Annotated in this window: 12 protein-coding genes; 8 read left to right on the forward strand and 4 right to left on the reverse strand. The window is 66.5% G+C overall.

The features are described from left to right. Nucleotides 1–195: 195 nt before the first annotated feature. From J7I12_RS11815 to J7I12_RS11825, 3 genes are read left to right on the forward strand one after another with little or no spacing between them, the layout of a single operon-like run. Nucleotides 196–1,809 (forward strand): ATP-binding protein, encoded by a 1,614-nt coding sequence (locus J7I12_RS11815; protein WP_498793737.1) that lies wholly within the window; start codon nt 196–198, stop codon nt 1,807–1,809. Beyond that, nucleotides 1,755–2,465, forward strand: a complete 711-nt coding sequence (locus J7I12_RS11820) for a response regulator (protein ID WP_498793739.1) — start codon at nt 1,755–1,757, stop codon at nt 2,463–2,465. Before J7I12_RS11815 ends, J7I12_RS11820 begins: the two co-directional genes overlap by 55 nt. A gap of 55 nt (nt 2,466–2,520) precedes the next feature. Next, complete coding sequence (locus tag J7I12_RS11825) at nt 2,521–4,185, forward strand: sigma-54-dependent transcriptional regulator (RefSeq protein ID WP_487125946.1); 1,665 nt, start codon at nt 2,521–2,523, stop codon at nt 4,183–4,185. A gap of 63 nt (nt 4,186–4,248) precedes the next feature. On the opposite strand, the gene J7I12_RS11830 is transcribed toward J7I12_RS11825, so the two are convergent. From J7I12_RS11830 to J7I12_RS11845, 4 genes are all read right to left on the reverse strand, one after another. Then, a complete protein-coding gene (locus J7I12_RS11830) occupies nt 4,249–5,232 on the reverse strand; it encodes an AEC family transporter (protein ID WP_118230179.1) in 984 nt (327 codons plus the stop codon). A gap of 214 nt (nt 5,233–5,446) precedes the next feature. Continuing rightward, the gene (locus tag J7I12_RS11835; RefSeq protein WP_118230178.1) at nt 5,447–6,073 is read right to left on the reverse strand and encodes an OmpH family outer membrane protein; all 627 of its coding nucleotides are present in this window, start codon (nt 6,071–6,073) and stop codon (nt 5,447–5,449) included. Between the two features lie 167 nt (nt 6,074–6,240). Then, the gene (locus tag J7I12_RS11840; protein ID WP_498793741.1) at nt 6,241–6,975 is read right to left on the reverse strand and encodes a transglycosylase SLT domain-containing protein; all 735 of its coding nucleotides are present in this window, start codon (nt 6,973–6,975) and stop codon (nt 6,241–6,243) included. Continuing rightward, nucleotides 6,873–7,307, reverse strand: a complete 435-nt coding sequence (locus J7I12_RS11845) for a hypothetical protein (protein ID WP_498793743.1) — start codon at nt 7,305–7,307, stop codon at nt 6,873–6,875. Before J7I12_RS11845 ends, J7I12_RS11840 begins: the two co-directional genes overlap by 103 nt. A 310-nt stretch (nt 7,308–7,617) precedes the next feature. Here J7I12_RS11845 and J7I12_RS11850 point away from each other — a divergent pair, with 310 nt between their 5' ends. The 5 genes from J7I12_RS11850 (at nt 7,618) to J7I12_RS11870 (ending at nt 13,958) form a co-directional block, all read left to right on the forward strand. Next, a complete protein-coding gene (locus J7I12_RS11850; protein ID WP_118230226.1) occupies nt 7,618–8,730 on the forward strand; it encodes a hypothetical protein in 1,113 nt (370 codons plus the stop codon). Nucleotides 8,731–8,809: 79 nt separating this feature from the next. Then, the gene (locus J7I12_RS11855; protein ID WP_302548424.1) at nt 8,810–10,945 is read left to right on the forward strand and encodes a SulP family inorganic anion transporter; all 2,136 of its coding nucleotides are present in this window, start codon (nt 8,810–8,812) and stop codon (nt 10,943–10,945) included. Next, nucleotides 10,942–11,964, forward strand: a complete 1,023-nt coding sequence (locus J7I12_RS11860) for a tRNA dihydrouridine synthase (RefSeq protein WP_303193223.1) — start codon at nt 10,942–10,944, stop codon at nt 11,962–11,964. The genes J7I12_RS11855 and J7I12_RS11860 overlap by 4 nt, the downstream gene beginning before the upstream one ends. A gap of 48 nt (nt 11,965–12,012) precedes the next feature. Beyond that, a complete protein-coding gene (gene ispH / locus J7I12_RS11865; protein ID WP_118230174.1) occupies nt 12,013–12,864 on the forward strand; it encodes a 4-hydroxy-3-methylbut-2-enyl diphosphate reductase in 852 nt (283 codons plus the stop codon). 92 nt (nt 12,865–12,956) lie between these two features. Continuing rightward, on the forward strand, nt 12,957–13,958 hold the full coding sequence (locus tag J7I12_RS11870; protein ID WP_118230173.1) for a chemotaxis protein: 1,002 nt from the start codon (nt 12,957–12,959) through the stop codon (nt 13,956–13,958). Nucleotides 13,959–14,410: the final 452 nt, after the last annotated feature.

Raw genomic sequence — 14,410 nt, forward strand, 5'->3', positions numbered from 1 at the left:
CCGCGGCCCCCATGACCACGGTTTGGCGACATACATCAAAAAGCATACCAGTTTCTTATTTCCACCTGTAAAAAAAATCACATTATTTTTCACACAAGTACAGAAAGCTACAGCATGGCGTCGGTTCGCGCTGTTGCTTTTTTCATAAAAAAAAGACAGTATTCATAAAAATCAGACAAGCCAGGTGCCATTGTCATGTCCCCCATATGCCCTTTTCGCCATCCTCCCGGTCGCCTGCTCTGGCTGCCGCTGGCGGCCTGCGCGCTCTGGCTGGCCCTGGTCTTTGGGCTCTACCGTCAGGCTCTGCACGCGGAAACCGCGCACCGTCTGGAGCTGGAGCGCACCAGGCTGGCCACAGTGGCCCGGCAACTGCTGGACGTACGCAACTGGAACGCGGCCCACGGTGGCGTCTATGTGCGCCAAAGCCCTTACGGCCCACCCAATCCCTGGCTGCCGGAGGAAGACCGCACCCTGGCCGTTGCCGACGGCCGCACCCTGGTGCTTATGAACCCCGCCTACATGAGCCGTCAGCTGGCCGAGCGCGTGGCCGAACCGGGCCTGCGCATCAGCATCGTCAGTCCGCATCCCCTGCGTCCGGACAATCTGGCCGACGCCTGGGAAAGCGGCGCGCTTGCCCGCTGCACCGAAGGCGCACGCGAAATTTTTGCGCCGCCGCAGGCTGATGGTCAGGGGCGTCTGCGCCTGCTCAGTGTGCTTACGGCAGGGCAGGACTGCCTGCGCTGCCACCATGACCGCGCTGAAGGCGAAATCCTGGGCGGCATCAGCGTGAGTCAGGACGCCACGGATTTCCAGCGCGGTCTGGCAACGCAGGTCCGCCACATGCACCTGCTCTACGGCCTGCTGGGGCTTACGGGCGTGCTGAGCGTCGGCGGCGCCAGTCTTTATCTGACCAGACGACGCTGGCTGGCGGAGGAAACCAGCCGCCTTAAAAGCGCCCTGCTGGCCCGTCTGGGCCACGACATGCGCACCCCGCTTTCTGCCATGCTGGGCATGGCAGAGCTTTTGCGCCGTCCGGACCTGCGCGCGCCGGAAAAAAACCGCGCCTTGGACTACCTGACCCAGGCGGGCGGGGCCCTGCTGGAAATGGTCGGCGACATCACGGACCACGCCGCTCTGGAACAGGCTGCGCCCCCCTTGCGGGAAATCCCCTTCAATCTGCGGGCCTGTCTGGAGGAATGCCTGGCCCTTTACCGTCCTGTGGCCGAGGCCAAAGGCCTTTTCCTGCGCCTGGAGGCGGCCCCGGACCTGCCCCAGACCGTGACGGGCGACTGCTTTCGCCTGCGTCAGGCTCTGGGCAACCTGGTCAGCAATGCGGTGAAATTTACGGAACTGGGCGGCGTGCAAGTGGACGTGCGCGCCCAGCCTGAAGGGGACCGGCTGCGCTGCGTCCTGGCCGTGACGGACACGGGCCCAGGTCTGCGGCCGGAAGAGCAGGAACGGGTCTTTGCCAATTTTCAGCGCGGGGAGGCCGCTTCCAGTTGCCCTGGCACGGGCCTGGGCCTGGGCATGGCCCGCCAGCTGGCCCGACGTATGGACGGCGAGGTGCACCTTTGCTCCAGCCCTGGCCAGGGGGCGCGTTTTACTCTGGAAGTTCTTTTGCGCCCGGCCGCGACACCGGCCGCGTCCGCCGCGCGCTGCCGCCGGAGCCCGCAGGCCCTGCGCCCTCTTCCGGGGCCCTCGCCGCGCCGCCCCTGCCGAGGGCCGCAGGCCGGGACGCGCTGCCCGGTCTGCGCGTGCTGCTGGTGGAGGACAATCCGGCCACGGCCTACTATCTGCAACAGATGCTGACCCGCGCCGGGGCTGCCGTGCGCGCCCTGGACGACGGCGATGCGGCCCTGGCTCTGCTGCGGGACGCCTCCCGCGGCCCTTGGGATGTGCTTTTGCTGGACGCCTGCCTGCCCGGCCGCAGCGGTCTGGACCTGCTGGAAGCCGTGCGTCAGGGCCGCACCGCCGTGCCCAGCGACCAGAAAATCCTGCTCTGCACGGCCTCGCCGGCCATGACTGAAACGGCCGAAGCCCGCCGTCGCGCGGCCCTGGCCGACGGCCTGCTGCGCAAGCCCTTTACCTTTGCGGTCCTGCGTCAGGCTCTGGCGGCCACCCTTGGCCCGGCAACACCTTTGCCGGTCTGGGACCGTCAGGCCGCCCTGGCCGCCGTGGACAACGATCCCGCCCTCCTGGCCCAACTGGCGGCCGTGGCCGCGCAGGATCTGCGGCAAAGGGCCGCTGCCCTGGCCGCGCTGCCCCTGGAGGCCGCCTGCGGCCCGGAACTGCGCCGCCAGGCCCATGCCTGCAAAAACACCGCGGGCAGCCTGTGCCTTGAGCCCTTGCGCCGTGCCGCCGCCGCGCTGGAGCAGGCCCGCCCGCAGGATGCGCCTGCCGCCCGCACGGCGCTGACCGCCGCCCTGGGCCATGCCCTGGAAGCCCTGGAAGCACCGGAAGCCTGAACACGGACGTCGCGGTATCCGTATGATGGCCGCGTAAAACCTGATTTGGATGCCTATGGCCCGCATACTGGTGATTGACGACGAAGCGCTTATGCGCACCATGGTTACGGTGGCCTGCGCCCGGCTGGGGCATGAGGCTCTGGCGGCGGCGGACCTGCGGACAGGTCTGGAGCAAGGCCGCACCGGCGTGGACGTGGTCCTGCTGGACGTCTGGCTGCCGGACGGCAATGGCCTGGAGTGGCAGAACGACTTTGCGCATCTGCCGGGCCGCCCCGACGTGATCATTGTCACCGGCCACGGGGACGGCGACGCGGTGGAAGCGGCCCTGCGTTCCGGCGCCTGGGAGTTTTTGTGCAAGCCCTTGCACGTGCGGGATATTGAACAGTGCCTGCGCCAGGTGCTGACCTTTCGTCAGCAGCGCAACCCCGCTACGGAGGCTCTGCTCCTGGACAGCGGGCACATAGCCGGTTCCGGGCCGGAAATGTGCCGGGCCCTCAAGCTCCTGGGGCAGGCGGCGCGCAGCGAGGTCAACGTCCTGCTGCTGGGAGAAACGGGCGTGGGCAAAGAGGTTTTTGCCAAGGCCCTTTACCGCAACAGCCCGCGCGCGGCGCGGCCCCTGGTGACGGTAGACTGCGCCTCCCTGCCGGACACGTTGGTGGAAAGCCACCTCTTCGGCCACAGCCGGGGGGCCTTTACCGGGGCGGACCGGGCGCGCGAGGGCCTGTTGCTGGCGGCAGACAAGGGCACCCTGTTTCTGGACGAGGTGGGCGATCTGCCCCTGACCGTACAGGGCTCCTTTTTGCGCGCCCTGGAGCAGCGGCGTTTTCGGCCTGTGGGCGAAGTGCGCGAGGTGTCCAGCGACTTCCGCCTGGTGGCGGCCACCAACCGCGACCTGGAGGGGATGGTTCTGGAGGGGCTGTTCCGGGCTGATCTGCTCTACCGTCTGCAGGGCCTGACCATCCGGATTCCGCCGTTGCGGCGGCGGCGGGACGAGATCCCGGCCCTGGCGCGGCAGGCCGTGACGCGCTTTTGTCTGCGCAACGATCTGCCGGAAAAAGCCTTGGCGCAGCCCCTGCTGGACGTGCTTTTGCAGTATGCCTGGCCGGGCAACGTGCGGGAACTCATCCACAGCCTGGAACGCGCCTGTCTGGCCGCCGGACAGGCGGATGTGCTGTTGCCCGCGCACTTGCCGACACGCGTGCGGGTGGATGCGGCGCGCCGCCGCCTGGCTGGCGTGGATTCGCTGACCTGTTGTTGTGAAGGCCGCGCCGCCGGGCGGAACGCCAAGGGGCAGGGCCATGCCGGGCGGGATCAGGCCGGGCGGGATCAGGCCGGGCGGGATCAGGCCGGGCGGGATCAGGCCGGGCGGGACCGGAATGCAGAAGCCCAGAACGGGTGGATGTGGGACGATCGGGGCCTGGACGACTGGCCGCAGGCCTGGACGGAAGCGGACGGCACATCTCCGGCCCGGAGCGCCAGACCGGATACTCCAGAGCAGTGGGCCGCCGCAGGCCGGGAAGCGTCCGCCCCCCTGCCGGCGGCAGACCAAACGGGCCACGCGCCCTTGCCTGGCCTGCGCCAGTGGAAGCGTCAGGCCGAGGCGGCCTATGTGCGCCGCCTCTGGGCCCAGTGCGGGGGCGACGCCCGTCGGGCCGCGGCCGCGGCCGGGGTTTCGCGCGGGCACTGGTACGAATTGCTCAAGAAGTACGTGGCCGGCTAAGGCCTTGCCGTTTTGATAATAGACATTTGTAACGTGGTCTAGGCATGTTGGCGTGCAAGGGCTTTAAATCAGCCCCAGGTACTGGAACAGCCAGACAAAGCCCGTGAGGGTAAGCAGGCTTACGCCGTTGGAAAGCACGGCGGTGAGGGCGGCCTCTTCCGGTACGGCCTTGTAAACTTCGGCTATGACTGTGACCAACAGGGCCGTGGCTGTGGCGCTGACCAGCACGCCCACTACCAGCCAGCGGCCGCCGACGCCCAGCCAGGCCAGGGCGGCCCAGCAGAGCAGGGGATGGATGAGCAGTTTGCAGCCAAGGTACCAGCACTGCCGCAGCACGGTGTGGCCCTGGGCGCGGCGGCGGGCCAGCAGCAGCTTCTGGTGCAGGTCGAGCCCCAGGGCCAGCAGCATGCAGGGCGCTGCCGTGTAGCCTATCAGGCTGGCGGCGCGGTCCAGCGGGGTCCACAGCCCCAGGCCGGATACGGCCAGGGCCATACCCAGCAGGGTGGAGAGCAAGATGGCGTTGCCCAGGAAGAACACGCGCAGAAAACGCCCCAGCCGGACCAGTGTGCCGGATCCGTCCCGGACTGCCGCGCTGTTAAGCAGGTCCAGCCGCCCCTGGGCCAGAATCATGACCACATTGGGCGTGAGGGTGGCAAGCCCCGCCGCGAGCATGGCCTCTTTGTCGCCGGGCAGCAGATTGGCCACAATGGGCAGGCCCACGAAGGCCGCGTTGCAGGCCGAGCAGGAAAGCCCGCTGACGACCGCCGGGCCTGTCCCTCGGCGGCAGAACAGCCTGTCCCCCGCATAGCCCAGGGCGTAGACTGCGAGCTGGGAGCCGATGACCCCCACCCAGAAGCCCCAGCGGGCCAGGTCCTGCGGGCGCGCGTCGGCCAGCAGATGCAGGATGAGCAGGGGCAGGGCCACCCGCAGCACATAAATCCCCAGTACGGCGCCGGCGCTTTCGGGCAGCACGTCCCGGCTGCGCAGGGCAACGCCCGCGAGGATGATCAGAAAAACCGGCACAACGGCGGCAAGAGCGTAGAGCATGAGAATACGGCGACGATTGTTTGGCCCGCCTGCGACCGCCGGGCATATGCCGACGCCGCGGGCGGGCCGTGTAGTGTTTGCGGTAGGGGCCTTGCAACGTTACAACGCCTTGGCGGTTGCGTAAGCAGGCGTCCGCCGTGCACGGTTAAGCGCCGGAACGGGCGGTCTTTGACGTTGCTCTCCGGGCGTGCCGGGGCAAGCCCCGGCAACGGCCTTACTTCTTGGCGGGCGCGGCCTTCTGGTCCGCGTCCTTGGGGGCCTGTTTGGCGTCCTTGCCGGCCTTCTGGTCAGCGGCGGGCGCAACGTCCTTGCCGGCGGCCTTGTCGGCGGGCGCGGCTTCCTTGGCTTCCTGGTCGGCTTCTTTGGCGGCGGGCTTGAAGTCCACCTTCTGCTTGTTGACGGCAGCCACGATGTCGGCGGTGACGTCGGCCTTGGCGTCATAGGCGGCCGCAGCCTCGCTGTTGAGGATAACGGCGTAGCCCTTTTCGGTGCGGTAGCCGTTGATGACGCGCTGAACCATATCGTAGAGCACGTTGATCACGTTCTGCTGCTCCGTCTGCATGCGCTGCTGGGCGGCCATGTAGATGGTCTGCAGTTCTTTTTGGGCCTGGGCGTCGTTGGGGTTCTTCTGCAGTCGGGACTGGATGTCGTTAAGCGAAGACTGCATTTCGGCCTGGATGCCTTCCAGGAATTTGACGCCAGCTTTGCCCGGTTCGCTGTCGCGCATGATGCGGGCCATGTCCACCACGGCCAGCTGGGGTTTGGCGGTATCAGCCTGTTGGCAGGCGGGAAGCAGCAGGCAAAGCCCCAGGGCCAGGGGCGCAAAGAGAGAAATTCGCATGGTAGTGAGCACTCCTTGTGGGATATCCCGACGGTTCTCCGGGCGGTCGGACGGGCCCGCTGCGGCGTGGGGATCAAAAGTAGCCGGCGACGCGAAGGTCCGGACCGCCGTCGGCCGTTCAGATGTACGTTGTTTTGCCGTCCGCCACAACCTTTTTCCAGGGGCATTCAGCGCAGGGCCGCATAGTGGTCCTTCATGCGCCGCACCTTGGCCACATAGAACCGCGTTTCGCGCGCGGGCAGGCGGGAGGTCAGGTCGGCATAGAGCTCCGTCGCGCTCATGGTGTTGATGCGGGCCACGGCGGCCGCGTCCGTAGCTCCGTAAAGCCGTAGAAAACGGTTGGGGCCCATGTTGTAGGCCGCCACAACGCAGTATTCCCGCGCCAGTTCGTCTTCCACTCCGGCAAAATAACGGGTCAGCAGAATGTGCAGGTAGGTGGTGCCGTAGCGGATGTTTACCTCCGGCACGCGCAGTTCGTCAAAGCCGATTTCCCCGCGATGGCCGTACAGGTAGCGGTGCACTTCGTCGCTGGCTGTGTCTGGCAGAATCTGCATGAGCCCCATGGCCGACTTGTTGCTGACCAGAGTGGGCGAAAAATCACTTTCGCTGTGAATGATGGCGTAGACCAGGTCTGTATCCAGGTCGTAGCGGCGGGCAAAATTCTCTACCAGCCGACGGTAGCGGGCCGCGCGGGCGTGCAGGGCGGCGGGGCTTGCGTCTTCGCCCGTGAAAGGCGGGGCAACCGCTTGCGGCGCAGGGGGCTGCCAGGGGCTGTAGCCCGCCAGCGTGCCGGGCCCCGTCAGCCAGCGCAGGGGCCGTCCGCCGGTGTCCAGGGCGTCGCCGTAGAGCGGCGGCAGGCTGCCCAGCAGCAGGGGAGGGCTTGCGCCGTCCAGAGACAGCAAGGGGCAAAGCCGCCGGGCTCGCCCACGGCGGCCCGCAACTCCGGCGGCCATGCGCCGTGCGGAGCAGCGGGTCCGGCACGGCCCTGCGCGGCACCGGCTTTGGGCGAGGCGGCCGTCACTGGTCTGCGCACAGCCCACTGGCGCGCGCCGTCCCCCAGGGGCACGATGGGCGCAGGCAGGTCTGCGGGGGTCAGGCTCACCACGCGAGGGTTGGCCCGCCGCCGCAGCTCCGGGCCTTCGGTCTGCGGTACAAAGCCCGCCAGCAGGCCCAGCACCAGCAGGGCTGTCAGCAGACCGAGCATGAGCAGTAAAAGAGCAGTACGGCGTTTCATGGCAAACCTCATTACGGGCTCTGGCGTGCAGGGCCCGCCGCAGGTAATGCAATTCTTCTGCCACTAAAAAAATAACCTTTGTTTCCGATTTGTTGCCGACAACTTGTGAACAGTGTGACACATGCGGTCAATTTTCTGAACGGCGTTGACCGGACGGCCCCGAAGCCGTATACTTTTTTTTCGACGGAAAAGCGGTTTCAGGAAAACGCGCGTCCGGTTCCGCAGATGGGCGGGCGCGGCTGGTTCCGGACGGGCGACCGTCCTCGGGGCCGCTTTGGCCCTGTCCAGGCCTGCGGGTATGGAGTTCACCGTGTCACAGCACAGTCCCGAGTATATCCGCGAAGAAATCAAGCGCCTTCTCAAGTATGCCCCGCCGGAAATGCGCGTCGCCGCGCTGGCTCTGTTGCCGGCGGCCAAAAGAACCCTCAATACGGGCTACCATCCCGCCGTACGCGGCGTGCCCATGCGCAGCTGGCGTTGCCTGCTCATGCTGCTCACCTCCGTGGCTTCCATGCAGAATGACACGGAAATGCTGCTGCGCGTGTCCAACGACCTGCTTTCCATTGCCGACCGCATGGCCCCGCCCAGCGAGGTGCTGCGCCAGAGCGCGGAAATCCTGGTTCACGCCCTGTATGCCGAAATGTACGTCTGTCGCCTGCGCACGCCCAACGGCGAGTGGGTGGTGAGCACGGCTAACCAGGTGGACGGCAAAAGCATCCCCATTGTGGCCCCCATGCTGGAAGAGGGCCTGCGCAGGCACCCGGTCATGCGGGCCATCCTTGAAGGGCACACCCGCTATGTGGTTTCCAACAACCTGCACGCCCTGGACCGTGGGGGCGAATCTTTCGACTGCATTATTTATAAAGAAGGCTACCGCTCCCGCCTGGCCTTTGTGCTGCGCGAACGCAGCAACCGTCCGCCTTTCGGTCTGGTCATGCTTTACACCAAGCGGGAATACGGCTTTGAGAGTTTTGACGAACGCTTTCTGTCCAAGTGCGCCAGCATTGTTTCACTTTCCGTAGGCCGCCGCGTGGCCGTGGCCCGCGACACACTGGAAAAGGCCGCCGGGGCTATGGCCCACTACGGCAACAACGCCCTCAACGTCATGCGCAACCAGGCGGAATATTGCGGCGAACTGGTGGAGGACATCGACGCCAACCAGGCCCGCGCCCTGCGCCTGGCCCGCGAACTTTTGGCCGAATTTCCTGAAGACTCGCGCGGCCGCAGCCTGGCCCTGGAGCTGGAAAGCATCCTCGCCCGCACAGACCTTACCGAGCTGGCCGGTCATCTGGGCGGCGTGCTGGAAGGCAACAGGCGCATGACGCGGATCATCAATTCGCTGATGAAGTCCGCCGAGCGCCCCCGGCTTATGCACTACGCTTTGGGCCACGACGTGCTGCGTCTGGAAGACGACAATCAGTAAACGGGCACGGCCTGTGCCCCCCTGACGGCTGCGTGTGCCGCAGACGCCGCAGACGCCATAGAGGACGCCGGAAACTATCGTGAACACGCGCGCCGCACGCTTCTTTCCCTTTCTGGAAACCCTGCGGGGCTACTCCCGCGCAGACTTCCGCGCGGACCTGCTGGCCGCCGTGACGGTGACGCCCATGGCCGTGCCTCAGGCCATGGCCTACGCCATCATCGCCGGGGTGCACCCGCAGTACGGCATCTACGCCTGCATGCTGCCCGTGGCCCTGGCCGCCCTGTGGGGCTCCTCCCGCTATATGGCGGCCGGGCCCACCAACGCCATCTCCATGGTCATCTACTCCACCTTCGCCACAGTAAGCGTGGGGGGCGTGCTTATTTCCAGCCTGCCCGAAGCAGCCCGCATGGCCTACGTTTTCGGGCTGGCCGTGCTCTGCGGGCTGATCCAGATCGGCATGGGCCTGGCCCGGCTGGGCGACCTTGCCAATTTCATTTCCCATTCGGTCATGGTGGCTTTTACCACCGGTGCGGCCCTGCTCATTGCCGTGGGGCAGATCAGCACGGTGCTGGGCCTTACCGGGCCCAAACCCGCCGGCTTTTTTAACCAGATTTTCGCCGCACTGCACGGTCTGCCCCAGGCCAACATCTGGTGCCTGGCCCTGGCCGTACTCACCGTGGTTCTGACGCTGACCTTCCGGCGGGTCTCGCGGCGCTTTCCCGCCTCACTGGCGGCGCTGGCCGTGGTCACGGCCGTCAGCGCCCTGTTGGGCGCGGGGGAGCGCGGCGTGCCCCTGGTGGGGGCCATCCCCAGCGTGGTTCCGCCCCTTTCCCTGCCGCCCGCTTTTGATCTGGACGCCCTGCGCGATCTCTTTATGCCCGCCCTGGCCCTGGCCCTGCTGGGCACGGTAGAATCCCTGGCCATCGGCAAGCAACTGGCCAACGTCAAAAATGATTCCTTTGACGGTAGCCAGGAGCTCATCGGCCAAGGGCTGGGCAACCTGGCTGCCGGGCTTACTTCGGGCATTCCCGGTTGCGGCTCTTTTACCCGCAGCGCTCTGATGGTTTCCTCAGGCGGGCGTACGCGTATGGGCACGGTTTTTTCCGGTATTCTGGCTCTGCCCATGCTTTTCCTTCTGGCCCCGCTCATCCGCTGGCTGCCCCTGCCCGCCCTGGGGGGCATACTGCTGCTCATTTCTTTCAAAATGATCGACGTGGAGGCCATCCGCCTGTGTCTGGTGGCCACCCGCGTGGACCGCGTTGTTCTGCTGATTACCTTTCTCTCCACCTTGTTGTTTGATCTGGAAAAAGCCATCTTCATCGGCGTGCTGCTCTCGCTGGTCCTGTTCATTTACAAGACCTCCCACCCCCGTGTGCGCCGTCTGCAGCCCGGCGACCCCCTGCTGCGCGAGGCCCCGGCCGATCTGCCCGACGGCGTGGCCGTGTACGTCATCGAAGGCACGCTCTTTTTCGGGGCCATCCATGAGCTGGAACGTCAGCTTTATGAAGAGGACCGCGAACCCGCCCGACTGGTGCTGCTGCACCTTTCGCGCGTGTTCTGGCTGGACGCATCGGGTGCGCACGCTCTGGCCCAGTTTGTGGAGCGCTGCTATGCCCGCAGCATGCCCGTCATTCTGGTGGTGGGCAGCAGCAGCGTGCGCAATATTTTGCAGCGCACGGGCATTCTGGACTACCTCAGCAATGGCTTTGTGGCCGACACCATCAACGAGGGCCTGCGCCTGGCCGCCACCCTGCTGCGCCGCGTGAGCTGCCGCGACGGCCAGTGCGCCTTTCCCATGCCTGCCATGCCCGCTTGGCGGGACGACCAGGAGACGGATCCCCTGCTCTCGGCAGGCGAGGCCGGGGCCGCCGCAGGCCTTGCCCCCACTCAGGCGGACCAGCTGCCCGGCCCTCTGCGCTCCGCGCCCGGCAATGCGGCCGCAAACGCCGCGCAGGCCCGCTCCAACGAGCCCGCCCCGGCCCGGTCCACACCTGCAGCCGAAGCCCGCGTGACCCTTACGGGTCCGCAGCCGCCTGCGGGCGGTCCGGCGCATCCCGCATCCGAGGATGCGGCCGCAAGCGTCGTCTCGGCGGCCCCCTCCGCCGACGGCCCGGCAGACTTTGTCCCCGCGCCCCAGCCAACGTCGTCCCCCACCGCCGCCCCCGCGCCGCCCGCGGGGCGCAAATCCGGGTCGGACCCCAAAGAACTTGCATGAGCCTGTCCCTGCCTTCTTGTCCCGCCAATCCCGCAGCCTTGCCTTTTGGGCGGGAATTCCCCTGGCTGGCCCCCTTGGCGGGGTACAGCGATCTGCCCTTTCGCCTGCTCTGCCGGGAGTACGGGGCTGCCGTTTGCGTTACGGAGATGGTCAGCGCCAAGGGCCTGGCCTACCAGAGCCCCGGCACCAATGAACTGCTCCAGACCCTGCCTGAGGATCAGCCCCTGGTGGTGCAGTTGTTCGGGGCTGAGCCCGTTTTTCTGGGTCGGGCCGTAACCCTGCTGCGCGAGGCGGGCTTCGGTTGGTTTGACCTGAACATGGGCTGCTCCGTGCCCAAGGTGCTGCGTCAGGGCGCGGGGGCGGCCATGCTGGACCATGTGGACAACGCCCTGGCCGTGGCCCGGGCCATGCTGGCCGCCGCCGGGCCGGGGCGCGTGGGCTTTAAGCTGCGGCTGGGCCTGGACGCGGCCCGCCCCGTGCTGCCCGACTTGGCCCTGCGTCTGGAGGACGCCGGCGCGGGCTGGCTGACCCTGCACCCCCGCACGGCGCGTCAGGGCTTTGGCGGCACGGCGGACTGGGAGGCTCTGGCCCGGCTGGTTCCGCATTTGTCCATCCCCCTGCTGGCCAGCGGCGACCTGTTCAGCGCGGCGGACGGCCTGGCCTGCCTGGAGCGCACGGGCGTCGCGGGTCTCATGTACGCGCGGGGCGCGCTGCACAATCCCGCTGTTTTCGCCGACCACGCAGCCCTCTGCCGCGGCTGCGTCCCTAAACCTCAGGACGCTGTCGGCCTTAAAGCCATGATTCTGCGCCATATAGCCCTGGCCCGCCGCCACTGCCCCGGCCGGGCAGCGTTGTGGAAGATGCGCTCGGTGGTGCCCCGCTATGTGCGCGCCCTGCCCGGAGCGCGTGCCCTGCGGCAGGAGCTTTGCCGCTGTGAAGACTGGGAGGCCGTGGCCGCCGCGCTGGACAAATTCCTGGACGGCTGCGACAGTGGTACGGCACAGAGCCATCTTTTTTGAACACGCTTTGGAACAAACGGCTTGTCACGTTTTTGAGGAGAAATCGGTATGGAGGTCATCCGCGCCGGAACCGCGGGGTTCTGCATGGGCGTAAGTCTGGCTCTGCAGAAGCTGGAGGCCGCCCTGCGGGAGCGCACGGCGGATACGGAACGCATCTGCACCCTGGGCCCCATTATCCATAATCCGCAGGTGCAGGAAGAGTACGCGGCCAAGGGCGTGGCGCGTCTGGACGACCCAGAGCAAGCCCGCCCTGGCGATGTGGTGGTCATCCGCGCCCACGGCGTCACCCGCCAGACCGAGGAGCGCCTGCGCGCCGGCGGCGCGCGCGTACTGGACGCCACCTGTCCCAAGGTCAAAAAGGCGCAGCTGGCCATTGCCCGCGCCACGGCCTACGGGGCGGTGCTGCTGCTCTTTGGCGAGGCAGATCACCCAGAGGTGCGGGGCCTGGTTTCCTACGCCGGGGGGCCGGCCCACGTTTTTGGCGGCATGGAAGAGCTGACGGCTCTGCCCCTGCCTGTGGACCGGCCTTATGTGCTGGCCTCGCAGACCACGCAGGACCGTGCCCTGTTCGGTACTATTGAAGCCTATCTGCTGGAGCGCCTGCGAAAACTCACGGTGCTTGCCACCATCTGTGACGCCACGCGCGAACGCCAGGAAGAGGCCCGCAACATCGCCTCCCGCGTTGACGCCATGGTTGTGGTGGGGGGGCGCGAAAGCGGCAATACCCGCCGTCTGGCGGATGTGGCCCGGGCCGCAGGCATACCCACCTACCATGTGGAGCGCGTGGACGAGCTGCAGGCCGACCTTTTTGCGCAAAATCGGCGCGCAGGCCTAACGGCCGGCGCATCCACGCCGAAAAGCCTCATAGATGCGGCGGAAGAACGGCTCGCGTCCTTGTAGGGCGGAGGTATTTTTGTCATTGTTTCAAGGCGGGCGCAGCCCGAAACAGCCCGCAAGGCCGATCTGCGCGGGATATTTTTGCTGGAGGCAGCATGGCCCAGACCAATATTTTGCTGGAAGCCGGCACCAACGAACTGGAAGTGGTGGAATTTTATCTGGACGAGGCCGTGCCCGACCAGACGGACGTTGCGGCGGACAGACCCGCTGACGCGCCTCCGCCGCCCGACCGGTACCGGGGTTACTACGGCGTCAATGTGGCCAAGGTGCTGGAAATCATCCGCATGCCCAAGGTCACGGAACTGCCTGAAGTGCAGCACCCCAGCGTGCTGGGGGCGTTTAACCTGCGTTCGCGCATCATCCCCCTGGTGGACTTGGCCATGTGGCTGGGCAAAACCCATCCGGCCTCGGAAGATCAGCCCAAGACCATTGTGACGGAATTCAACAACGTCACCACAGCGTTTATGGTTTCGGGCGTCAACCGCATCCACCGCATCAGCTGGGAGCGGGTGGAACCGCCCAACAAATATGTGGCTGCCGTGTCCAACAATACGGTCATCGGCGTGGTTAAGCTGGAGGACCGCATCGTCTTCCTGCTGGATCTGGAAAAAGTGGTGGCAGACCTGAACCCCAAGCTGGGCCTGCGTCTGGACGACCTGGGCGCGGACTGGACCAATACGGGCTACAAGGCGCTGGTGGCGGACGACTCCGCCCTGGTGCGTGAAATGCTGCGCGACCTGCTGGAAAAGGCCGGCTTTGCCGTGGAGGTGGTTTCCAACGGACGGGCCGCCTGGGACAGGATGGAAGAATTCAAGCGCCGGGCGGAAGAAACCGGGTGCGACATCAACGATTTTGTGCACGTGATGGTTTCGGACATTGAAATGCCCGTCATGGACGGCCTCAACCTGACCCACCGCATCAAGACCGACCCGGTGCTCAAAAAACTGCCGGTGGTATTGTTTTCCTCGCTCATCACGGACAAGCTGCGCCACAAGGGCGTGAGCGTGGGCGCGGACGACCAGATTTCCAAGCCCGAAGTCACCCAGCTGGCCCAGCGGGCTTTGGCCTTGATCAAGGCGCGGGAGCATCCTGCGTAAAGGGGGCCCGCCGGGGGCGGGGGAACTCTGACCGAGAATTTTTGTCGCCCTGCGGCGACTGGAGAAAAGGGGGGCTGACCGGGAGTTTTTGTCGCCCTGCGGCGACTGGAGAAAAAGGCGTGTCCTGACCGGGACTTTTTGTTGCCCTGCGGGCATGGCGGCCTGGTTCTTTTATGGCATTTGGGCCGCCTCCGGCGAGGGCAGGGGGCCAAGGGCGGGGCTGCGCCCCCCCTTAGGCCCCCTACAACCCCCATAACCCCCCGCTTTCCCAGGGCAGCCCCACCATGTTCGGCGCGGCTGGGACGCGCCGCTTGCGCGACCGCGTCCCTTATGCCGGGCGCAACAGCCGCAGGCCCTGCAGCCTAAATCTATTGTCGTGTCCCGCGGCCGGTATCCTTCGCGCCGCACAGGTTCTCCTCGCGTTTGCTCTCACCTTTCCCCTTCTGTCGGTT

The sequence above is a fragment of the Desulfovibrio diazotrophicus genome (assembly GCF_902498985.2).
Taxonomy (GTDB): Bacteria; Desulfobacterota; Desulfovibrionia; order Desulfovibrionales; family Desulfovibrionaceae; genus Desulfovibrio; species Desulfovibrio legallii.

Excerpts from the sequence above, each read along its gene's own strand:
- J7I12_RS11815 (WP_498793737.1), top strand. The coding sequence starts at position 196 with ATGTCCCCCATATGCCCTTTTCGCCATCCTCCCGGTCGCCTGCTCTGG.
- J7I12_RS11825 (WP_487125946.1), top strand. The coding sequence starts at position 2,521 with ATGGCCCGCATACTGGTGATTGACGACGAAGCGCTTATGCGCACCATG.
- J7I12_RS11830 (WP_118230179.1), bottom strand. The coding sequence starts at position 5,232 with ATGCTCTACGCTCTTGCCGCCGTTGTGCCGGTTTTTCTGATCATCCTC.
- J7I12_RS11835 (WP_118230178.1), bottom strand. The coding sequence starts at position 6,073 with ATGCGAATTTCTCTCTTTGCGCCCCTGGCCCTGGGGCTTTGCCTGCTG.
- J7I12_RS11845 (WP_498793743.1), bottom strand. The coding sequence starts at position 7,307 with ATGAAACGCCGTACTGCTCTTTTACTGCTCATGCTCGGTCTGCTGACA.
- J7I12_RS11860 (WP_303193223.1), top strand. The coding sequence starts at position 10,942 with ATGAGCCTGTCCCTGCCTTCTTGTCCCGCCAATCCCGCAGCCTTGCCT.
- ispH (WP_118230174.1), top strand. The coding sequence starts at position 12,013 with ATGGAGGTCATCCGCGCCGGAACCGCGGGGTTCTGCATGGGCGTAAGT.
- J7I12_RS11870 (WP_118230173.1), top strand. The coding sequence starts at position 12,957 with ATGGCCCAGACCAATATTTTGCTGGAAGCCGGCACCAACGAACTGGAA.